This is a genomic window from Sulfitobacter aestuarii (genome assembly GCF_042685005.1).
Classification (GTDB): Bacteria; Pseudomonadota; Alphaproteobacteria; order Rhodobacterales; family Rhodobacteraceae; genus Sulfitobacter; species Sulfitobacter aestuarii.
Genome location: NZ_JBHUMP010000010.1, coordinates 133732 through 153398, shown reverse-complemented (window position 1 = coordinate 153398; position 19667 = coordinate 133732). Strand labels below are relative to the sequence as shown.

General features: G+C 64.9%; 21 protein-coding genes and 1 tRNA gene. 12 read left to right on the top strand and 10 right to left on the bottom strand.

Annotated elements, in window-relative coordinates:
- Window positions 1–98 precede the first annotated feature (98 nt).
- Complete coding sequence (locus ACFSUD_RS12810) at window positions 99–545, top strand: hypothetical protein (protein ID WP_386374996.1); 447 nt, start codon at window positions 99–101, stop codon at window positions 543–545.
- Here ACFSUD_RS12810 and ACFSUD_RS12805 read toward each other — a convergent pair.
- Window positions 535–609 (bottom strand) — tRNA-Thr (locus ACFSUD_RS12805). The genes ACFSUD_RS12810 and ACFSUD_RS12805 overlap by 11 nt on opposite strands.
- 84 nt (window positions 610–693) lie before the next feature.
- Here ACFSUD_RS12805 and ACFSUD_RS12800 point away from each other — a divergent pair.
- The 9 genes from ACFSUD_RS12800 (at window position 694) to ACFSUD_RS12760 (ending at window position 6494) form a co-directional block, all read left to right on the top strand.
- A complete protein-coding gene (locus tag ACFSUD_RS12800) occupies window positions 694–882 on the top strand; it encodes a hypothetical protein (protein ID WP_386374995.1) in 189 nt (62 codons plus the stop codon).
- Between the two features lie 3 nt (window positions 883–885).
- Window positions 886–2157: a UDP-N-acetylglucosamine 1-carboxyvinyltransferase gene (gene murA / locus ACFSUD_RS12795; protein WP_386374994.1), complete on the top strand. Its 1272-nt coding sequence runs from the start codon at window positions 886–888 to the stop codon at window positions 2155–2157.
- Window positions 2154–2624 carry a DUF2948 family protein gene (locus ACFSUD_RS12790; RefSeq protein ID WP_386374993.1) on the top strand — a complete coding sequence of 157 codons (471 nt, stop codon included), beginning with the start codon at window positions 2154–2156 and terminating at the stop codon, window positions 2622–2624. Before murA ends, ACFSUD_RS12790 begins: the two co-directional genes overlap by 4 nt.
- Window positions 2625–2650: 26 nt before the next feature.
- A complete protein-coding gene (locus tag ACFSUD_RS12785) occupies window positions 2651–3085 on the top strand; it encodes a hypothetical protein (RefSeq protein ID WP_386374992.1) in 435 nt (144 codons plus the stop codon).
- A gap of 35 nt (window positions 3086–3120) precedes the next feature.
- A complete protein-coding gene (hisD, locus tag ACFSUD_RS12780; protein ID WP_386374991.1) occupies window positions 3121–4422 on the top strand; it encodes a histidinol dehydrogenase in 1302 nt (433 codons plus the stop codon).
- Window positions 4423–4540: 118 nt separating this feature from the next.
- On the top strand, window positions 4541–5020 hold the full coding sequence (locus ACFSUD_RS12775; protein WP_386374990.1) for a UPF0262 family protein: 480 nt from the start codon (window positions 4541–4543) through the stop codon (window positions 5018–5020).
- A complete protein-coding gene (locus ACFSUD_RS12770) occupies window positions 5021–5509 on the top strand; it encodes an arsenate-mycothiol transferase ArsC (RefSeq protein ID WP_386374989.1) in 489 nt (162 codons plus the stop codon).
- On the top strand, window positions 5506–5901 hold the full coding sequence (locus ACFSUD_RS12765) for a ketosteroid isomerase-related protein (protein ID WP_386374988.1): 396 nt from the start codon (window positions 5506–5508) through the stop codon (window positions 5899–5901). The genes ACFSUD_RS12770 and ACFSUD_RS12765 overlap by 4 nt, the downstream gene beginning before the upstream one ends.
- Window positions 5902–5903: 2 nt before the next feature.
- Window positions 5904–6494, top strand: coding sequence for a GNAT family N-acetyltransferase (locus ACFSUD_RS12760; RefSeq protein ID WP_386374987.1), 591 nt, complete (start codon window positions 5904–5906; stop codon window positions 6492–6494).
- 48 nt (window positions 6495–6542) lie between these two features.
- Here the strand turns inward: ACFSUD_RS12760 and ACFSUD_RS12755 are convergent, their stop codons facing one another.
- Complete coding sequence (locus tag ACFSUD_RS12755) at window positions 6543–6908, bottom strand: hypothetical protein (RefSeq protein WP_386374986.1); 366 nt, start codon at window positions 6906–6908, stop codon at window positions 6543–6545.
- A gap of 141 nt (window positions 6909–7049) precedes the next feature.
- Complete coding sequence (locus tag ACFSUD_RS12750) at window positions 7050–8144, bottom strand: porin (RefSeq protein WP_386374985.1); 1095 nt, start codon at window positions 8142–8144, stop codon at window positions 7050–7052.
- Window positions 8145–8364: 220 nt separating this feature from the next.
- On the opposite strand from ACFSUD_RS12750, the gene lepA reads away from it, so the two are divergent.
- Window positions 8365–10164 carry a translation elongation factor 4 gene (gene lepA / locus ACFSUD_RS12745; RefSeq protein WP_386374984.1) on the top strand — a complete coding sequence of 600 codons (1800 nt, stop codon included), beginning with the start codon at window positions 8365–8367 and terminating at the stop codon, window positions 10162–10164.
- Window positions 10165–10232: 68 nt separating this feature from the next.
- On the opposite strand, the gene ACFSUD_RS12740 is transcribed toward lepA, so the two are convergent.
- From ACFSUD_RS12740 to ACFSUD_RS12710, 7 genes are all read right to left on the bottom strand, one after another.
- Window positions 10233–10784: an REP-associated tyrosine transposase gene (locus ACFSUD_RS12740; protein WP_386374983.1), complete on the bottom strand. Its 552-nt coding sequence runs from the start codon at window positions 10782–10784 to the stop codon at window positions 10233–10235.
- 98 nt (window positions 10785–10882) lie between these two features.
- Window positions 10883–11650, bottom strand: coding sequence for a polysaccharide deacetylase family protein (locus ACFSUD_RS12735; RefSeq protein WP_386374982.1), 768 nt, complete (start codon window positions 11648–11650; stop codon window positions 10883–10885).
- Window positions 11647–12780, bottom strand: coding sequence for a glycosyltransferase family protein (locus tag ACFSUD_RS12730; protein WP_386374981.1), 1134 nt, complete (start codon window positions 12778–12780; stop codon window positions 11647–11649). Before ACFSUD_RS12730 ends, ACFSUD_RS12735 begins: the two co-directional genes overlap by 4 nt.
- Complete coding sequence (locus ACFSUD_RS12725; protein ID WP_386374980.1) at window positions 12777–13361, bottom strand: histidine phosphatase family protein; 585 nt, start codon at window positions 13359–13361, stop codon at window positions 12777–12779. The genes ACFSUD_RS12730 and ACFSUD_RS12725 overlap by 4 nt, the downstream gene beginning before the upstream one ends.
- The gene (locus tag ACFSUD_RS12720) at window positions 13358–14434 is read right to left on the bottom strand and encodes a glycosyltransferase family 4 protein (protein WP_386374979.1); all 1077 of its coding nucleotides are present in this window, start codon (window positions 14432–14434) and stop codon (window positions 13358–13360) included. Before ACFSUD_RS12720 ends, ACFSUD_RS12725 begins: the two co-directional genes overlap by 4 nt.
- Window positions 14434–15672 (bottom strand): glycosyltransferase, encoded by a 1239-nt coding sequence (locus ACFSUD_RS12715; protein ID WP_386374978.1) that lies wholly within the window; start codon window positions 15670–15672, stop codon window positions 14434–14436. Before ACFSUD_RS12715 ends, ACFSUD_RS12720 begins: the two co-directional genes overlap by 1 nt.
- A complete protein-coding gene (locus ACFSUD_RS12710; RefSeq protein WP_386374977.1) occupies window positions 15669–16880 on the bottom strand; it encodes a glycosyltransferase family protein in 1212 nt (403 codons plus the stop codon). The genes ACFSUD_RS12715 and ACFSUD_RS12710 overlap by 4 nt, the downstream gene beginning before the upstream one ends.
- 327 nt (window positions 16881–17207) lie before the next feature.
- Between ACFSUD_RS12710 and ACFSUD_RS12705 the strand changes: the two genes are divergently transcribed.
- Window positions 17208–19643 (top strand): mechanosensitive ion channel family protein, encoded by a 2436-nt coding sequence (locus ACFSUD_RS12705; protein WP_386374976.1) that lies wholly within the window; start codon window positions 17208–17210, stop codon window positions 19641–19643.
- Window positions 19644–19667 lie beyond the last annotated feature (24 nt).

The following is a 19667-nucleotide window of genomic DNA, read 5'->3' as shown; positions in this document are numbered from 1 at the left end:
TCCAGTCCAACAATCAATAGGGTCCAATGAACCCATCATGATGACAGACGGAAGGTGGCAGGCAGGAAACGCTTACACTCTTCAAGCTTGCCAAGGCGATGTTCCGCGATGCATGGGACATGCGGCTGAGCCAAGCTGAGGAGCAACGCACGGAATGGCAGAGCCAGATCAAGGCCTCAGAGACGCAGATAGAAGAGCTGCTGGACCGCATCATCGACGCGAAGAGCGATAGCGTGGTCGCGGCCTATGAGAAACGGATCGACAAGCTGGAACGTGAGAAGATCGTGCTGGCTGAACGCGCCTCCAAAACGGTGCCGCCGAAGGGACGCCTGGAGGAATGTATGGAACTATCCCTAAGATTCCTGTCAAACCCTTGGGAGATATACGAAAAAGGTAGCTACGCCTTGCGTCAAACGGTGCTCAGATTGGCCTTCGTTGAGCCTCTGCGCTACCACCCAAATGGAGTGTATGGAACTCCGAAATTCGCCTTTCCGTTCAAGGCGTTAGCGGGATTTTCAATGCCAAAAAGCGAGATGGTGCTGTGAGAGAGGATTGAACTCTCGACCTCACCCTTACCAAGGGTGTGCTCTACCACTGAGCTACCACAGCATCGTGGGCGGCTGATTAGCCCCATTCGAAATCCAGTGCAACCCCAATCTGGACGCTTTCTTCGCCCTGCGCTAGACAAACGCCATGGCAGAGGATACCGCCCCGAAAAAGCCCCGTGAAGCGGCGACCAGCCGCGAAGACCGGCTCAAGGCTGCGCTGAAGGCGAATATGGCGCGGCGCAAGGCGCAGGCACGTGCCCGCGCGGCGGAATCTACGTCCGGGGAATCGGACGATACAGGAAATGCTCCGCAAGGGCGCGAACAGGAAAGCTGAGAGATGGATTCGATTCTGGTACGAGGCAATGGCGCGCTGAGCGGGCAGATTCCGATCGCGGGCGCCAAGAACGCTTGCCTGACGCTGATGCCCGCCACGTTGTTGAGCGAAGAACCGCTGACACTGACGAACGCGCCGCGGCTGTCGGACATTCGCACGATGACGGAGCTGCTGTCCTCATTGGGCGCCGAAGTCACCTCGTTGCAGGAAGGCATGGTGATTGCCATGGCGACCCACGGCGAGATCAACCATGTCGCGAAATACGATATCGTGCGCAAGATGCGCGCCTCCAACCTGGTGCTGGGCCCTCTGCTGGCCCGGGAGGGGCGTGCGGTGGTCTCGCTGCCCGGCGGCTGTGCCATCGGGGCGCGGCCGATGGATCTGCATATCCAGGGGCTGACGGCGCTCGGTGCCGAGATCGAGTTGAAGGACGGCTATCTGCATGCCTTGGCGCAGGGCGGGCGGCTCAGGGGCGCGCGCATCCGGCTTGAATTCGCTTCGGTCGGTGCGACGGAGAATATCCTGATGGCGGCGACTCTCGCCAAGGGCACCACGGTGCTCGACAATGCAGCGCGCGAGCCGGAGATCGTCGATCTTGCCGATTGCCTGCGGGCCATGGGCGCGCAGATCGAGGGGGATGGCACACCGACGATCACCATCCAGGGCGTTGACCGTCTGCATGGTGCCACGCATCGCGTCGTCACCGACCGGATCGAGCTTGGCACCTATATGCTGGCCCCGGCCATGTGTGGCGGCGAGATCGAGCTGCTCGGCGGGCGGATCGACCTGTTGTCGGCATTCTGCGAAAAGCTCGACGCGGCCGGGATCGACGTAAGCGAGACCGAGGCGGGCCTGAAGGTGGCGCGGCGCAATGGCCGGATCCGCGCGGTCGATGTCACGACCGAGCCTTTCCCCGGTTTCCCGACCGATCTGCAGGCGCAGATGATGGCGCTGCTTTGCCTCGCCGAAGGCACTTCGGTGCTGGAGGAGAAGATCTTCGAGAACCGTTTCATGCATGCACCGGAACTGACCCGAATGGGCGCGAAGATCGAGGTGCATGGCGGCACCGCGCGGGTGACCGGGGTCGAAAGGCTCAAGGGCGCGCCGGTGATGGCGACCGACCTGCGTGCTTCGGTGTCGCTCATCCTGGCCGGTCTGGCGGCGGAGGGCGAGACCAGGGTCAGCCGGGTCTATCACCTCGATCGCGGATACGAGCATGTGGTGGCCAAGCTGCGTGGTGTCGGTGCGGATATCGAACGGGTGTCGGAAACATGAGCGAAGATGCCAGATACGAGGATGGTGCCGAGGCGCCGCTGAACCTTGGCGCCCTGGACGAGGAAGATCTCAAGGTCATCGCGGCGCTGACCCAGGATGCGGTTTTTCCGGCGTCGGAAATGCGCTGGCATCGCAATGGCGCGCGCTTTGCGCTGCTGCTCAACCGCCTGCGCTGGGAAGACGCGAATGGCGCCCGGCAGGCGCCGGAACGCGTGCAATCGGTGCTGATGGTCAACAACGTGCAGCGCGTATCGAGCCAGGCGGTGCCCAAGGGCGATGCCGACACAATCCTGTCGCTGCTCGATCTCAGTTTCGCGCCGGGCGATGCGCCCTCAGGCGATCTGCTGCTGACCCTCGCAGGGGATGGTGCGATCCGTCTTTCGGTCGAGGCGCTCGAGGTTACCCTGAAAGATGTCACGCGCCCCTATCTGGCGCCCTCCCGCAAGCTGCCCCGGCACCCTGACTGACCGGGCGAGTGCAAGGATCATCCGCGATGCCCAGACACTATGAACGCAGCTACGGCAGAAGCCGCGCCCTGTCGCGGCTGGTCGAGCTCGTCGGCTGGCTGCTGGTCGTGACCGGCGCTGCGGCGGCGCTGCTGGGCTTTGCCGCCGCGCCCGGGCTTTTCGCGGCCGGGACCGAAGCCGGGCTGGCTGCGCGGCTGCTCGGATTGCTGCCGGGGCTGCTGCTGGTGGCTGCCGGATTCGGCGCGGTGCAGCAATCGCATGGCGCGCGGGCGCGTTATGACAGCGCCGAACTGAGCCGCGATCTGCTGGTGCAGGCCCGCCTGTCGCAGGGCAATGCCCCGCCGGTGAAAATGGCCAAGCCTTCGTCGGGCCCGATTGTCGCCCCTCCGCGCGCGGTGACCTCCGTCGATCGTCCGGAGCCGGTGCTGCGCGCCCCGGTGCCGCGCCGCACCGGCAGCTGACCCGTTCCGACCAACATTCAATCTGGAGCCCTGCCATGCCCGTGACCCTCGACAGCCGCGATGCCGATTTCGAAACCGCTTTCAGGGCGCTGCTCGAGGCCAAGCGCGAGGACAGCCCCGATGTCGATGCGACCGTGGCCGGGATCATTGCCGATGTGCGGAAGCGTGGCGATGCGGCGCTGATCGAGCTGACGGCCAAATTCGACCGGCTCGACCTCAGCGCCGAAACGCTGCGGATCAGTGCCGCGGAGATCGCGGAGGCGGTGGAACAGGTTTCCCAAAAGGAGCGCAAGGCGCTCGAAACCGCCGCCGAGCGCATCCGGGCCTATCATACACGGCAGGTACCGAATGACGCGCAATGGACCGATCCGGACGGTGCGACGCTCGGATGGCGCTGGACCCCGGTCTCGGCAGCCGGGCTCTATGTGCCGGGCGGGCTGGCGAGCTATCCCTCTTCGGTCCTGATGAACGCGGTCCCGGCCAAGGTCGCCGGGGTCGGGCGTTTGGCCATGGTGGTGCCGAGCCCGGATGGCGTGCTCAACCCGCTGGTCCTGCTGGCTGCACAGATTGCCGGGGTCGATGAGATCTACCGTATCGGCGGGGCGCAGGCGGTGGCGGCGCTGGCCTATGGCACCGAGACGATTCCGCCGGTGGACAAGATCACCGGGCCGGGCAATGCCTTCGTTGCCGCCGCCAAGCGCCGGGTCTTCGGCAAGGTTGGGATCGACATGATCGCCGGGCCATCCGAAATTCTGGTGATCGCGGATGGCGACAACGATCCGGACTGGATTGCGCTCGACCTGCTGAGCCAGGCCGAACATGACGAAAGCGCGCAAAGCCTGCTGATCACCACCGATGCCGATTTCGGCCGTGCCGTTGCCGCGTCGGTGGAGAAATACCTGCAAACCCTCGAACGCCGTGCCATCGCCGGGGCGAGCTGGCAGGAGTTCGGTGCCATCATCACCGTGCCGGACCTCGACACCGCAGCCGCCCTGAGCAACCGCATCGCGCCGGAGCATCTGGAGCTTTGCGTCGCCGATCCGACGGCGCTCAGCGAGAAGATCACCCATGCCGGGGCGATCTTTCTCGGCCAATGGACGCCCGAGGCGATCGGCGATTACGTCGGCGGGCCGAACCACGTGCTGCCGACCGCCCGCTCGGCGCGCTTCTCCTCCGGGCTTTCGGTGCTCGATTTCATGAAGCGGACGACGCTGGCGCAGATGTCTCCGGACGCCCTGCGCGCCATCGGCCCGGCCGCCGAGGTGCTGGCGCGCTCGGAAAGCCTCGAAGCGCATGGCCTGTCGGTGACCGCACGGTTGCGCAAACTCAACGGCTGACACAGGGCAGGGGGCCGGGCTGCGGCGCCTTTTGTCGCGCCGGGTGGCGCACGGGAAGATTGAACGGGCGTTTCCCCTGCGCTAAGCATCTGCAACCCGACCTTGTACGAGCGCAGCCATGTCCCGGATCACCCATATCGTCATCGACGATGCCAACCTGCCGCCCCCGACGCCGGAGATCGAACAGGAGCGCAGGGTCGCCATGTTCGACCTTCTCGAAGACAACAGCTTCGTGCTGCCCGAGCGCGACGACCGCGCCATTCCTGCGGGGCCCTATCATCTGGCGCTGGCGATCCGTGACAAGCGACTGGTCTTCGACGTCAACACCGAAGCGGCGGAAAAGGCGGCGGAGTTTCACCTGTCGCTCGGCCCGTTCCGGCAGGTGGTGAAGGATTATTTCCAGATCTGCGAAAGCTATTTCGAAGCGGTCAAGAAACTGCCGCCCTCCCAGATCGAGACCATCGACATGGCCCGGCGCGGTATCCACAACGAAGGCTCACGGGTGCTGCAGGAGCGGCTCGAAGGCAAGGCCGAGATCGATTCCGACACCGCACGCCGTTTGTTCACCCTGATCTGCGTCTTGCATTACGGCGGTTGAATGACGGCGCGATTGCCCCAGTCCGTTCTGTTCTGCTGCGATTACAACGCGGTCCGCTCGCCCATGGCGGAAGGGATCATGAAGAAATTCTACGGCACCGGTACCTATGTCCAATCCGCCGGGGTGAAGAACGACCTGGAAATCGACGGTTTTTCCATCGCCGTCTGTGCCGAGATCGACGTCGAACTGTCACGCCATCGCTCGCGCAGCTTCGACGAGATGGAACAATGGGGCGACGACCTCAGCTCCTTTGACCTGGTGATCGCGCTCAGCCCCGCCAGCCAGCGCCGGGCGCTGGAACTGACACGCTACTTCCATCTCGACGTGGAATATTGGCCGATCCTCGACCCGACCGGGCTCGGCGAGACCCGCGATGCCAAGCTGACCCAGTTTCGCGCCGCCCGCGACCAGATCACCACCCATCTGATAGACCGTTTCGGCCCGCCCCGGACATCCGGGCAATGCCGTTCTGAAGGAGCAACAAAGTGAACAAGACCGTGAAAATCTATTTCGATGCCTTCAACGATGGCGATCTCGACCGGATGCTGTCCTGCCTCTCCGAGAATGTCGAGCATCATGTCAACGAGGGCAATATCCGCGTCGGCAGGGAGAAATTCGCCGAGTTCTGCCGACATATGAACCGCTGCTATGCCGAACGGCTGACCGATATGGTGATCTTCGACAGCCCCGACGGCAAGCGCGCGGCAGCGGAATATGTCGTCAACGGCACCTATCTCGAAACCGACAACGGCCTGCCGGAAGCGCGTCAGCAGACCTACAGGATTCCTGCGGGTTCGTTCTTCGATCTGGACGCAGAGGGCAGGATCACCCGCGTCACCACGCGCTACAACCTCAACGACTGGATCGCGCAGGTCTCGTGAGCATGGCCGGAATTCGGGTCGAAACCCTCACCGGCGAGGCGCTCGCCGCCGCGCTGCCCGATGTGGCGCGGCTGCGGATCGCGGTGTTTCGCGACTGGCCCTATCTCTATGACGGTGATCAGACCTATGAGGAAAACTACCTGCAGCGCTATCGCGACAGTGACAGCGCGCTGGTGGTTGGCGCCTTTGACGGCGCGACGCTGATCGGGGCCAGCACCGGCACGCCGCTGGCCGATCATGCGGATGATTTCGCGGCAGCCTTCGCGGGCAGCGGCATCGCACTCCACACCGTGTTCTATTGCGCCGAAAGCGTGCTGCTGCCTTCTTATCGCGGTCGCGGCCTGGGGCACCGCTTCTTTGATGCGCGGGAGGATCATGCGCGTCGCCTGGGATTCGCCAAATGCTGCTTCTGCGCGGTACAACGTCCTGCCGATCACCCGATGCGACCTGAAAGCTACCGACCGCTGGACACCTTCTGGCGCGGACGCGGATATGCACCGCTCCCCGGCCCGCTGGCGCGGTTCAGCTGGAAAGACCTCGGCGAGCAGACGGAAACCGACAAGCCGTTGCAATTCTGGATCCGCGATCTCTGAGCATGATGGCTCCGAAGCCTGGTGGGACCTGGGCCTGCCCCCCTTCGGTCAGGTCCTGTCGCAGGCAGCGGCGGCATTCTGGCCGAATGTCTTCCAAGCGCGCCAGAATTGTTCGTGTTTGGGATTGTTCGACTGCCGCATTTCCTGAAACTCGTGCGGGTCCTTGAACATCTTGGCGGCGCGGCGCTGCTCGGAGCGGGAGAGTGACTGATTGGCGATCGCCTGCACACAGCCGCAACGGGCCGGGGTCGCGGCGCGCCGTCCCTGTGTCTCGCAGGCCTGCTGGATCGGACCCCGGGCAAATAGCACCGGCGCCGGACGATAGACCCCTGCATTCATGCTGGAATAGCGAGATCCGCCACCGCAGGCGGCCAGTCCCGAAAGCGCAACAAGCGCCACAAATATACGCATCATGAATCCTGCCTCGTTGATCTGACCGCCGGGTTCGTCCCGTGCTGGCCGGTTTCTGCTCTGCCGCCAATTATGCCGCAATTTGCAGGACGGGGCAATTCAACATTCGCGAGGCCCGGGCGACAGGAGCGGTCCGCGCGCCTGTCAGAATTTCCAGCGCGCGCCCAGTACCGCGACGTCGATATCCTGGGTGTCGAGCGCCGGTGCGTCATAGGAATAACGTCGATAGGCCGCGTAAATCTCGGTGTTGTAACGGTCGATCCGCTGCACCACGGCCAGGCCGACGGAGGAGGAATCCGACCCGGCCAGTGCAAAATCATCGCCCTCGTAGTAATCAACACTGAAGGCGGTGCTGCCGAGGCTGTTGAAGCTCCGGATCAGCCCGAGTTTGACATAGGCATATGCCGCGTCACCGTCCTGCTGCTCGCCGACGGCGAAGGCGGCATTGATGCCGCTTGGCTCATGCAGCATCGCCAGCGATCCCGACAGCACCTCGCCGCCCCCGCTGACCCAGGAATAGCCGAGACCGGCGGCGACCTTGTTCACGCCGTAATCGTTGCCGTAGCGCAGGCCGAGATCATAGAACTCCCGATCATCCCCCCGGCGCAGCACTTCCTCACCGCCCGAGACGCTGAACCCGAAACCGTTGAAGTCCGGCGAATCGTAGCGCAGCCGGAAGCGGCGCGCCCCGTCGAGATTGCTGAAGGCGCTGCCGACAGTGACTCCCGTGGCACTGCCCGCCTCGGTATTGAAGGCGACGGATTCCGCCAGATCGGACAGGCCGGAATAAGCGATCACGTCGGTGCCGGAGAAATCCTGCTCGGTGATGCCGTCCGTCGCGGTACTGCCCTGACCGAAGGAGATGGCGCCGATCGAGGGCGTGGTATAGACCACCTCGAACTTGCGCAGGTCCGTGCGCCGCCAATCCAGATCGAGGTCATTATCGCTTGGTGACATGGCCGAGGAACCGGTGAACCCGAGCGCGCTCTCGAAATGGAACTTCAATCCCGCGCCATTGGCGAGGTCGGTTTCCCAAATCAGCCCGATGCGGCTGTTGGAATTGTCATTGTCGCCCAGATAGGTGTCGTTCTCGACACCGTCGTCCGTGTGGAAAATGCCGAAATTGAGCTGGCCGTAGAATTCGAACGCCGGAGCGGATTGCTGCGCCAAGGCAGTGGTCGGCGCGCCGAGGCAGAAGGCGCTCAGCACCAGCCAATGAAAGGACCGATCACATGTCATGGGAAAACCTTTCGACTTGCAGAGAGGTTGAGCAGCCGGGTGGCCGACATGCCGGGCAGGAACAGCGAAGCGGGAAAGGACGGAGGGGAGGGCAGGTCCTTGCCGGGGCATGGTCCCGGCGATCCGGCGATCACCCGCGCATGAGGCCGCTTCCAACACCAGGAAGGGCCGAGACGCGATCCACCTTGACCAACCCTTCAAACCCCTACATATCCCTAGTATGACACCGCTTTCACACATCCGCAACTTCTCCATCGTCGCCCATATCGACCATGGGAAATCCACGCTCGCCGACCGGCTGATCCAGTCCACCAACACGGTGGCCGACCGGGACATGAAAGAGCAGATGCTTGACTCGATGGATATCGAACGTGAGCGGGGCATCACGATCAAGGCACAGACCGTGCGGATCAACTACGTCGCCGATGATGGCGAGGAATATGTCCTCAATCTCATCGACACGCCCGGCCACGTCGATTTCGCCTATGAGGTCTCCCGCTCGATGCGCGCGGTGGAAGGCTCGCTTCTGGTGGTGGACAGCACGCAGGGGGTCGAGGCGCAGACGCTCGCCAATGTCTATCATGCGCTCGACGCCGATCACGAGATCGTCCCGGTGCTCAACAAGATCGACCTCCCGGCGGCGGATTGCGACCGCGTGGCGGAGCAAATCGAGGATGTGATCGGTATCGATGCCTCCGATGCGATCAGAGTCTCGGCCAAGACCGGTATCGGCATCAAGGAGACGCTGGAAGCCATCGTCACCCGACTGCCAGCGCCCACCGGCACGCTCGACGCACCGCTCAAGGCGATGCTGGTGGATTCCTGGTATGACAGCTACCTCGGCGTCATCGTTCTGGTGCGGATCATGGACGGGCAGCTGAAGAAGGGCGACCGAATCCGTTTCATGCAGAACGGCACCGTGCATCACGTCGATCGCATCGGTGTCTTCCGCCCCGCCATGACCGAGATCGCGACGCTCGGGCCAGGGGAACTCGGCTTCCTGACCGCCTCGATCAAACAGGTGCGCGACACCCGGGTCGGTGACACGATCACCCATGAAAAGAGAGGCACCGACAAGGCGCTTCCGGGCTTCAAACCGGCGCAGCCGGTGGTGTTCTGCGGGCTGTTCCCGGTCGATTCCGCCGAATTCGAGGATCTGCGCGACGCGATCGAGAAACTGGCGCTGAACGACGCGTCCTTCTCCTTCGAGATGGAAACTTCCGCCGCGCTCGGTTTTGGCTTCCGCTGCGGTTTCCTCGGGCTATTGCATCTCGAGGTGATCCGCGACCGGATCGAACGTGAATATGACATCGACCTGATCACCACCGCGCCTTCGGTGATCTATGACATACACATGAAGGACGGCACCGTGCAGCAGTTGCACAACCCCGCCGACATGCCCGATCTGACTTATGTCGATCATATTCAGGAGCCGCGCATCAAGGCGACGATCCTGGTGCCCGACGAATTCCTCGGTGACGTGCTGAAACTCTGCCAGGACCGGCGCGGCATACAGGAGAACCTGACCTATGCCGGTTCGCGTGCCATGGTGGTCTATGACCTGCCGCTGAACGAGGTGGTCTTCGACTTCTATGACCGGCTGAAATCGGTGACCAAGGGCTATGCCAGCTTCGATTACCAGATGACCGGTTATCGGCAGGACGCGCTGGTGAAGATGTCGATCCTGGTCAATGACGAGCCGGTCGATGCGCTTTCCACCATGGTCCACCGCGACCGCGCCGAGACGCGGGGTCGCGCCATGGTCGAAAAGCTGAAAGACCTGATCCCCCGCCATATGTTCAAGATCCCGATCCAGGCGGCGATCGGCGGCAAGGTGATCGCGCGCGAAACCCTGAGCGCCATGCGCAAGGACGTAACCGCGAAGTGCTATGGCGGCGACGCCAGCCGCAAGCGCAAGCTGCTCGACAAGCAGAAAGCGGGCAAGAAGAAGATGCGCCAGTTCGGCAAGGTCGATATCCCGCAGGAAGCGTTTATTTCGGCGCTGAAGATGGATGGGTGAAGGCTTGCACGAGGCTTCGGCGGCGGCGGCGGGTGCGTCGGCAAGGCTGAGGTGGGGGCCGGAGGCGCTCAGGGGATAAGCTCAGAGCTCTGTCGGAGGGCTTGGTTTGCCGGGTTGGGTGTCCTTTCGGAGAATTGCCGCGTGGGTTTCACCCACCCTGCGTCTCGGTGGATAGTCGAATAAGGCCAATCCTCCGCGCGTTTGACAAGGCCGTGTTTCACCGGGTTCCAATGGCAATAATGCACTTGGGCGGCAAAATCCCCTTCGTCGCGGATGCAATGTTCCCAGAAGCGGCGTTGCCAGATGCTGCGCTCACCCTTGCGGGCCTTGTTGCCACTGACCTCCTCGTGGATCGGACAATGTCGCGAGAATATCGCCTTCAGCTTCTTCCAGCGGATCGAGAAATCCGCATCCCCCGGCGGCAAGGTCCAGACCGCATGGAGATGATCGGGCAGCACCACCATCGCTTCGGCCCTCAGCGGATGCTGCCCTGTCATCGCGGCATAGGCCGAGCGCAGCAAACCGATCTCACGTGTCAGAAGATCCGTGCCGCGCTCGGCCAGATTGACGGTGAAGAAATACGTGCCACCGGGCACGAACATGCGACGATAACGGCTCATGGGGAATATTTGCGTTGGAATGGTTAATAATTCGTAGGGTGGGTAAAACCCACGCGTTCTTCCTTCACATCATCCAGGAGCGGTGGGTTTCACCCACCCTACGACGCCTCCCCGAGCATATCTCGCAAATCCGCCCCAACCGCGCCCCCCGTCAGCAGTTCCGACAGGCAGGCCCGGCAGAACTCCCAGATCGCCGCATCATGCACGAGGTGATGGCTCAGCAATCCGAGCGGCTCGTCATTGTCCTGCCGCCCCTCTCGACGCTCGACGAGCAGTGCTGCCAGATCGCCGATCTGCCGTTCCGGGTCGAGCAGCCCGCCGCCACCGCGCCAGCGGATCGGGTCGATATGCGTGTTTATCTGCAAAAGGCCAGGTGCGGGGCATGGCGCACGGCGCGGCGTATAGGTCGAAAGCGCGCGATAGCCCTGCGGCGCCAGATGCGGGATCAGATCGGGCGAAATACGGTTCCACGGCGGTACGAAGACAGGCAACAGATCCGCGACGAAGAGGCCGCGCAACCGGTCAAGCGCCTGTTGCGTCTCGGCCGGTGCCTCGGGCCGATAATGGCCGAATTCGGATTTCTTCTGCGCCGCCTGCGCATTGTTCTGATGGGCCCAGCCATGGACCAGCGGCACAAGCGTCGGCGCATCGGCGCAGAAGGCGGCCAGCGCCGGTTCGGCGTATTTCGGGATCACCGCCACATGCACGGACAGCGCCAGCTCTGCGGACAGCGATGCCAATTGATGCAATGCCGGTGTCACGGCCACCGCGTCGTCATCACGCCACCAGATCGGCAGTACACGCTCCTCGCGGCGCCAGCGTGCCAGTTCTCGGCGCAGGGGTGACCAGTCGATCCGAGTGCTCATCCTCGCGCCCCGATCAGCGCGGCGGCGATCCGCACGCTTTGCGCCGCGCCATCGAAACCGCTGCGCATCGCCGGGCGGGGCGGTGATTCCGCGAGTCGGTCGAGCGTCTTGAGCAACCGCCTCGCATGGAGATCGGCGCTGCGCAGCACGGCGATCCGGTCGAGCGCCGCCAGCGCTTCCGCCCGCAACCCCTGTTCGACCTCGTTCCCTTCATCGAAAGGCACGAAAACCGCCGGCACGCCGGATTGCAGCACGTCCATCGCGGTATTGTAGCCGCAGAGCGAGACCGAGGCGGCGGCATGGGGCAGCATCTGGCGAAAATCCGGGCGGGCGGGTTCGACGATGGCGTTCTGCGGCGCCGTCACCGCGGCCGCGCGATCCGCCGCCCCGGCACCGCCAAGCAGCAGCCGCCAGCGCCGCGATCCGTCGCGCGCCGCCGCTTCCAGTGCCGTCGCGAACAGGGCCTTGCCGACATCGCCGCCTCCGGCGCTCACCAGAACCTCGCCGGTGCCGATGCCCTGCGGGTGCGGCCTCATCGGCTTAGGCGCGACGAAACCGGTGTAGTGCAGCTTTTCCGCCAGTGCTGCGGAGACCGGCCAGCTGCGGTCCAGCGTCGTGATGTGCGGGTCGGAATGGACCAGCACAGCGTCATAGAACCGGGCGAGCATCTCTTCGGCAAAGGCGGCTTTCTTCGGCTTTCCGGGCGGCGCCAATATATCTCGGATCGAGGCGCAGACCAGCGGCGGGCGGGGCAGGGCTTGGGCGGCTTCGAGCAGGGCGATGAACTCGTCGCGCAGGCCTCGGCGGCCGAAGGGGAAAAGCTCGGTGAGCAGCACATCGGGGCGCAGCGCGTTCACCGCCTCGCTCAAGGCCGCGCAGCGCGCGGCGATCAGGCGTCCGTCCGCGGGCTTGCCCTCGGCGTCAAGCAGTTGCGAGAAATCGACCCCGTTCGCGCGCAGCGGCGGCAGCTGCAGGAGCGGCACGTCTCCGCGGTCGAGCAATGGCGCGGGCATGCCGCCCGAGGCCAGCGTGACCTGCCATCCCGCCGCGTTGAAGGCCCGTGCTAGGATCAGCGCGCGGGACAGGTGGCCGCTGCCGAGCAGATGGGTAACAACGATCAGTATCTTCATGACGCGGTCTCCTGCAAGCGCAGGGGTTCGGGCTCGGCCCGCCAGTGGTCCCGTGAGATCTCTATGATATAGAGCCGGTTACGCTTGACCTGGAACGGTGCCGGACCGTCGAAGTTCCATCCCGTGGCATGGGCCAGAAGCACCCGCATCACCCCGATATGACAGATCGCCAGCGTATCCTCGTGCAGGGTTTCGGCCCAGGGGACCAGCCGGGCGCGCAGCGCGGCGGGGCTTTCGCCGCCGGGCGGGGCATAGCTCCAGCCCCAATGCTCGATATCGCGAAAACCGCCGTCCGGATCGGCGCGCAGCAGGGCGCCATGGCGGCCTTCCCAGCTGCCCCAGTTCATTTCGATCAGCGCCAGTTCCGGGCAGGCCGGGCGGCCCGCGACCAGCGCGGCGGTCTCCATGGCGCGCGACAACGGACTGGCGCAGAGCGCGGCCCTGTCCCACGGCTCCGGTAGGCGCAGCCGGGCGAGTTGTGTGCGGGCTTCGGGATCGAGCGGAATGTCGCTGCGGCCCTGGATACGGCCTGCGCGGTTCCATTCCGTGTGGCCGTGGCGCAGCAGGGCGAGGCGGATCATGACAGGACCCCGCACAGCGCAAGTCCCTGTTTCAATGTCGTTTCTGCGCTATCGCGCAGGTGATGCGCAGCGATATGGGCCCGCGCGCGCGCCCCGGCATGACGGCGCAGGTCCGGGGCCTCGGAGAGGGCGGCAATCTGGGCGGCAAGGGCGGCGGGGCCCGCCGCGGGGTCGGGGCGCGGTTCGGGGGCGAGGACGTCGCGCACGCCGGGGCGGTCCTGGACAATCACTGGCAGGCCATGGGCCTGGGCCTCGAGATAGGCCATGCCGAAGGCCTCGTTGACGCCGGGCCAGAAGAAGGCAGTGGCACGTCGGTACTGCATCGCTATCGCATCGCTGTCGAGCGCGCCGAGAAAACGCACCGCACCGCCAAAAGGCGCCATCAGCGCCTCGACCTTGGGCCGCGCCGCCCCGTCGCCGATGATGCGCAGATCGCGCAGGTGCGGCGGCAGCAACGCCAGGGTCTCGGCGATGATCCGGTAGGAGGCGAGCTTGTCGCCCGGGCGCATCATCCCGACCGAGAGCAGCCCCCCCTCGCCTGTGGTGTCGGGAGGCAGATCGCTCCGGTCGAGAAAGGGACGCAGGTGGATCAGCGCCTGACCCTCGGGCGCATCGCGCTGCAGGGTTTCGGCGTCATGGCCGGTGACGTAGAAGATCACCCGCGCGGCATCGCAGGCAGCTTCGGCGGCCCGGGCGAAATTGGCCCATGGACCGATGAGGCGCTTCTGCGCGCGGCTCGCCTCGACCAGCAGATAGGGAATGTCGAGCGCCGCCGCGACGGCGGGGCCGATCAGGTCGGGGGCCTTATAGTAATTGTGATAGGTCAGCCAGCACTGCCAGCCTGCGGCGCGGCCCTCGGGGATCAGACGGGCGATCTCGCCTCCGGCCTCTGTGATCAGGGCGCGCTGGATTGCCGGGTCGCCGCTGCCGTCGCGGCTGCGCAGAACGCTGGCCAGCGTGACCTCGGCGCCGATGCCCTGCAGCGCCGCGAGCAACCCGCGCGCCATGGCGCGATCGCCGGAAGGGTTGGCATGGTTTGGCGGTTTCAGCGGAGCGTAGAAGGCCAGCCGCATCAGCCTGCCGCCAGCATGTCGGTGAGGCGGCGGTGCAGATGCGCGATGCCGGGGGCCATCATGAAGTCGGCCCGGAGGCGGGCATAGGCGGCCTGCGCCAGACGTGGGCCGAGTGCGGGGTAGGCGGCGAAACCGGTGATCGCGGCGGCCAGCGTCTGCGGGGCGTCGTCGCGCAGCAATCCGTGCACGCCGTCTTCGATGAATTCAGGGATCGCGGAGACCGGGGTGCTGAGGATCGGCAGCTTCTGGCTCGCCGCCTCCATCAACACATTCGGCAGCCCGTCGCGGTCGCCGTCTTCGGCGATCCGCGAGGGCAGGACGAAGAGATCGGCGGCGCGCATCGCCGCGATTACCTCGGGCTGGTCGCAGGCACCTCGCCAGTCGATGCGGGGTCTGATTCCGGCCTCCTGCGCGCGGGTCTGCATGTTTTCCTGCAAGGTGCCGCCGCCGATATGGGTCCAGCGCCAGTCAAGATCGGCAGGCAGCAGCGCCAGCGCGTCGATCAGCCGGTCAAAACCCTTCTTTTCCACCAGCCGCCCGACCGACATCAGCCGCAGGGGGGCATCGGCGGCGCGCAGGGCGCGGTCCGGCGGGGCCGGGAAACGGGCAAGGTCGAGCCCGTGATAGACCAGATCGACCAGACCGGGAGCCCCCGCGAGGCTGCGCAGATGGGCGGTACCCGTTCCCGTGCAGGTCGCGCCGAAGCGGGCCCCGTGATGATCGGAAGAAAGCTTTTCGCGCAGCTCCCATTCCGGCGAGGTCCAGATGTCCTTGGCATGGGCCGAGAACGACCACGGCACCCCGCGCAGGATCGCGGCATAGCGGGCCACCGAAGCAGGGGTATGCAGGAAATGCGCGTAAAGCCCGCGCAGCGCATCGGGGGCCTCCTGCGCCAGCACGCAGGCCTGTCCGAAGCGGCGGCGCCGGTTGGGGGTATCATCGCGGGCGAGATCGGCCTCGAAAGCAACGCGCGCCGAAGCGTAGCCGGGCAGGGCGCGGGCCGCCTCCATCGCGCCTGCCACACGCCGGGGTTCATCGCGCAGGTATTCCGGCAGGTAGCGCACCGGGGCGCGCAGGCGGTCATGCAGCGGGTGCGTCTTGCGGTCGGTCGGGTGGCGCAGGGACCAGATCTCGAAGGCGAGCCCGGCTTCTTCGAGTGCCACCAGCTCCTGCGCGATGAAGGTCTCCGACAGCCGGGGCCAGCCCTTGACCACGATGGCGAGGGCGGACGCGCTCATGCCTCGCCGGTCCGGTCCATCAGCGCGCGGGCGCGGGTGATCACCACGTCGAGCCCGTCAAGCAGCCCATCTGCACCGGCCTGCGATGGTCTGCCCTGATGCGGCAGGTTGCGGATCGCCGCGATCATCGCTCGCGGGGTCATGCCATCGCGGGTCTCGTCGAGCATCCGCACAAGGCCCAGTTCCTCGGCCCGGCTGGCGCGGATCCATTGTTCGAGCCGGGGCACGGTGCGCGGCACGATCACCGCGCGTTTGTCAAAGGACAGCACTTCGCAAAAGGTGTTGTAGCCGCCCATGCAGATCACCCCGTCGGCACCGACGATCAGCGCCTCGATGCGGCTGTCAAAGCCGAGCGCGGTGACCCGGCCGCCCAGCTTTGCCACCCGCGCGTCAAAGGCCTCGCGCACCTCGCCGGAGAGGAACGGGCCGTAGACCAGCATGGCATGGGGGGACAGGTCGGGATCCTGTTCATAGGCATCGAGCGCGAGCGACACCATCGCCGCGCCGTCGCCGCCACCGCCGGGGGTGATCAACACATAGGGGTGTTCGGGCACGTCGGCGGGGCGGCCCTTGTCGCGGCGCAGATAGCCGGTCCAATGCATCCGGGCGCGCAGATCATCCGACAGCGGCAGGCCGATGGTCGGGTCATAGATGTCGCGCATGCCATAGACCCAGACCTCGTCATAGAGGTTCTCGGCGGCCTGCACCGCGCCCTTGCGCGCCCATTCGGCGGCCAGCACCTCGGGCTCGTCGAGCACGTCGCGCAGCCCCAGCACGACGCGGGTGCGGCCCCGGATGCGCAGCCGCTCGAGCGTCGGCAGCAACTCGCCGCGAAAGCCGGTGGGCTCCTTGTCCACGATCAGCAGGTCGGGCTCGTATTCCTCCACCGCGGTCTGGATCAACCCGGCGCGCAACGATGTGGTGTCGTCGATCTCCAGCCCCAGCGTCTCGCTGACATAGCTGCCGTCGGTGAGCTTGGTGACGCCGGGCAGTCGGATGTAATCGACCCGGTCGGGAAAGGCGAAACGCCCGGCCACCGGCGAGCCGGTGAGGATGATCGCGGAGGTCGCGCCATCGGCTTCGGTCAGGGCGGTGGCGAGTGCGCGTGAGCGGCGCAGGTGGCCGAGGCCGAAGGTGTCGTGGCTGTAAAACATCACCCGGCGCTGGGCCGTGTCGCGCCGGTGATGCCTCGATCTCGGTCTTGCCATAGCGCGGCCTCTCGCTTTCTGTGTCAGTGTCGCCGGTCGCCGCCGGAGAGGCGGCCCGCGCTCGCGGCTTTGCGGCAGGTGCGGGCGGAGATCGCGGGGGCAGCGGGCATCGGCGGTTCCTTCGGCAGCAGGATGCGGGACGGTTCGGGCGCGGGGCCGGTCCGGCAGCATCGGAAGACTGGTTCTAGCTATGGCATAGAATCGTCCCGGAGCAAAAGACCCGCACGCAAGCGTGAGGCTTTATGAAAAACCGTTACGAGGCTTCAATTGCAATGAAATTTGCCCTGACATAGCGTGGTGACAGGCGACATGCCGCAGCGGGGTTCCATGCGCAATCTGATGATTTTCACCCTGTGGCTGAGCTTGGGCCTGATGCTGTTTCCCGCGACGGGCCTGGTCCAGGGTCTCGGCTCGCTGATGCCGGGGGCGGACAACACGGCCCCGCAGGAGGCCGGGCGGATCGGCGAGATCCTTCGTCAGGCCGGGGAAAATGGCGTGGGCGTGGTGGTTATCGACAGCGCCGGAAATATCCTGAACGCGCCTCCCGACCCGCAGAGCGCGGAGGCGCAGGCCGAGGAGCCGCTGCATACGCCGCTGATGCAATTGCAGGAACGGGCCCTGCGGTTCCGTACCGCGGTGATCGAGCATCTGCTGTCGCTGCCGGTGGCCTTCAACGAGGTGCTCTACATCCTGCGGGCGGCGAGCCCCGACGGCACCATCGCGCTTTTCGCCCGGACATTGCTCTACAGCCTGCTGATGTTTTTCGCCGGGGTGATCGTCGAGCGCGAGGTGTTCGCCAAGCGCTTCGCGCGCGCCCATGTGGCGGCCCGGATCAGACCCGATCCGCAGGGCTATGCCGAGAAGATGCCGTTTCTGCTCTATCGGTTCGCGATCGGTGTGGTGGGCATCCTGATCTCGATGGCGGTGGCCTATGTGCTGGGCTTCATCCTTTTCGGCCCGCTCGAGGATACCGCGGTCCAGTTCACCGTGACGCTGATCAACATCGGCTATTTCGCCTGTCGCTTCGTGGCCGGGTTGTGGCGGATGATCCTGTCGCCGTTCCTGTCGCAATACCGGATTCCGGCGTTCAGCGACCGGGATGCGCGGCGCCTGCATCGCTGGCTCTGGCTGATGGCGACGCTTGACATCTGCGCCATCCTGTTCGGCATCTGGATCGCCGAGCTGGGGCTGAATTACGATGTCTATGCCTTCCTTGCCTCGATGCTTTCGGCGCTGATCGTCCTGATGAACATCCTGCTGGTCCTGGTCAACCGGCGCGCGATCTCAGGGGCGCTTCGCCACGGCAAGCCGCTGTCCCAATGCAGTGCCGTGACGCGGTTTCTGGTGCGGGTCTGGGCACCGGTGGTGATCGTCTATGTGCTGTTTGCCTGGTTCGAGCTGACCTATGATCTGGTGCTGGCCAACCCGAGTTCGGTGCCGCTGATCGCCGGGGCCTATGGCATCCTGATCTCGATCATCGTGGTTTATGGCGGGTTCAACTTCTTCATCGAACGCGGCTTTGCGCGGGCGCGTGCGATCCGACGGATGAACGAGCTGCTCCAGAAGGAAGAGGCCGAGCGCACGGCACGGCGGGAGGCAATACGGGCCCGCGAGGAAGGGACGCAGGAGGGGGAGCCGCCGCAGGTCGAGGTCGTGCCGACTCCGGATCCCGCCGAAGAGGCCGCGCGGGCCGAGTTGATGCCGCGCCAGTCGGTCAATTCCTTCGAAGCGCTGGCGCGACGGGTTGCCGGTATCCTGGCCTTTGTCGCCGGGGCCTATGCGTTCTTCTACATCTGGGATAACGAGAGCGCCCGGATGGCCGAGACCTATGCCGACCGGCTGCTCGATATCCTGGTGATCTGCTTCATCGGCTATGTCGTCTATCACGCTTTCCGGATCTGGATCGACAGCAAGATCGCCGAAGAGGTCGGCGAGGCCGAGGAAGTTGAGCTCGGCGATGAGGGCGGTGGCTCGTCGGCCAGCCGTCTGGCGACACTGCTGCCGCTTTTTCGCAATTTCATCCTCGTCGTCGTCGTGGTGACGGTGTTGCTGATCGTGTTGATGGAGCTCGGGGTCAATGTCGGGCCGCTGTTTGCCGGAGCAGGGATCGTCGGCGTGGCGGTCGGTTTCGGCTCGCAGGCGCTGGTACGGGACATTTTCGCGGGGGCGTTCTTTCTCTTTGATGACGCGTTTCGCAAGGGCGAATATATCGATGTGGGCGGGGTCAAGGGCACGGTCGAGAAAATCTCGGTGCGCTCCTTCCAGCTGCGCCATCACCTTGGCTATCTGCACACGATCCCGTTTGGCGAGATCCAGGTGATGACCAACTACTCGCGCGACTGGGTGATGATGAAACTGCCGCTCCGGGTGACCTATGACACCGATGTGGAGAAGGTCCGCAAGCTGATCAAGAAGCTCGGGCTCGAGCTGCTCGAAGACGCGGAGATCGGCGAGAATTTCATCCAGCCACTGAAGTCGCAGGGGGTGATCGAGATGCAGGATTCGGCGATGATCATCCGGGTCAAGTTCATGACCAAGCCGGGCGATCAATGGCTGATCCGCAAGCGGGTCTATGCGGAGATCCGGGCTTTGTTCGAACGCGAAGGCATACGCTTTGCCCATCGCGAGGTGACCGTCCGGCTTGCCGATGCCAAGGTCGAAGACCTGAGCGAGGCGCAGAAACGAGCGGTCACCGCCGCCGCCCAGGCGACCATGGAGGGGGAATTGTCCGAGACGGAGGACGAGAACGGCGATGATCGCTGAATGTTGAAACCGGCCGTCCTGCCG

Bases quoted from the DNA above. Each gene is read 5' to 3' on its own strand.
- ACFSUD_RS12755 (WP_386374986.1), bottom strand. From the start codon at position 6,908: ATGATGCGTATATTTGTGGCGCTTGTTGCGCTTTCGGGACTGGCCGCC.
- ACFSUD_RS12725 (WP_386374980.1), bottom strand. From the start codon at position 13,361: ATGATCCGCCTCGCCCTGCTGCGCCACGGCCACACGGAATGGAACCGC.
- ACFSUD_RS12775 (WP_386374990.1), top strand. From the start codon at position 4,541: ATGTCCCGGATCACCCATATCGTCATCGACGATGCCAACCTGCCGCCC.
- murA (WP_386374994.1), top strand. From the start codon at position 886: ATGGATTCGATTCTGGTACGAGGCAATGGCGCGCTGAGCGGGCAGATT.
- ACFSUD_RS12705 (WP_386374976.1), top strand. From the start codon at position 17,208: ATGCGCAATCTGATGATTTTCACCCTGTGGCTGAGCTTGGGCCTGATG.
- ACFSUD_RS12760 (WP_386374987.1), top strand. From the start codon at position 5,904: ATGGCCGGAATTCGGGTCGAAACCCTCACCGGCGAGGCGCTCGCCGCC.
- ACFSUD_RS12730 (WP_386374981.1), bottom strand. From the start codon at position 12,780: ATGAAGATACTGATCGTTGTTACCCATCTGCTCGGCAGCGGCCACCTG.
- ACFSUD_RS12740 (WP_386374983.1), bottom strand. From the start codon at position 10,784: ATGAGCCGTTATCGTCGCATGTTCGTGCCCGGTGGCACGTATTTCTTC.
- ACFSUD_RS12735 (WP_386374982.1), bottom strand. From the start codon at position 11,650: ATGAGCACTCGGATCGACTGGTCACCCCTGCGCCGAGAACTGGCACGC.
- ACFSUD_RS12810 (WP_386374996.1), top strand. From the start codon at position 99: ATGTTCCGCGATGCATGGGACATGCGGCTGAGCCAAGCTGAGGAGCAA.
- ACFSUD_RS12790 (WP_386374993.1), top strand. From the start codon at position 2,154: ATGAGCGAAGATGCCAGATACGAGGATGGTGCCGAGGCGCCGCTGAAC.
- ACFSUD_RS12715 (WP_386374978.1), bottom strand. From the start codon at position 15,672: ATGAGCGCGTCCGCCCTCGCCATCGTGGTCAAGGGCTGGCCCCGGCTG.
- ACFSUD_RS12750 (WP_386374985.1), bottom strand. From the start codon at position 8,144: ATGACATGTGATCGGTCCTTTCATTGGCTGGTGCTGAGCGCCTTCTGC.
- ACFSUD_RS12800 (WP_386374995.1), top strand. From the start codon at position 694: ATGGCAGAGGATACCGCCCCGAAAAAGCCCCGTGAAGCGGCGACCAGC.
- ACFSUD_RS12720 (WP_386374979.1), bottom strand. From the start codon at position 14,434: ATGCGGCTGGCCTTCTACGCTCCGCTGAAACCGCCAAACCATGCCAAC.
- ACFSUD_RS12785 (WP_386374992.1), top strand. From the start codon at position 2,651: ATGCCCAGACACTATGAACGCAGCTACGGCAGAAGCCGCGCCCTGTCG.
- hisD (WP_386374991.1), top strand. From the start codon at position 3,121: ATGCCCGTGACCCTCGACAGCCGCGATGCCGATTTCGAAACCGCTTTC.
- ACFSUD_RS12710 (WP_386374977.1), bottom strand. From the start codon at position 16,880: ATGGCAAGACCGAGATCGAGGCATCACCGGCGCGACACGGCCCAGCGC.
- ACFSUD_RS12770 (WP_386374989.1), top strand. From the start codon at position 5,021: ATGACGGCGCGATTGCCCCAGTCCGTTCTGTTCTGCTGCGATTACAAC.
- lepA (WP_386374984.1), top strand. From the start codon at position 8,365: ATGACACCGCTTTCACACATCCGCAACTTCTCCATCGTCGCCCATATC.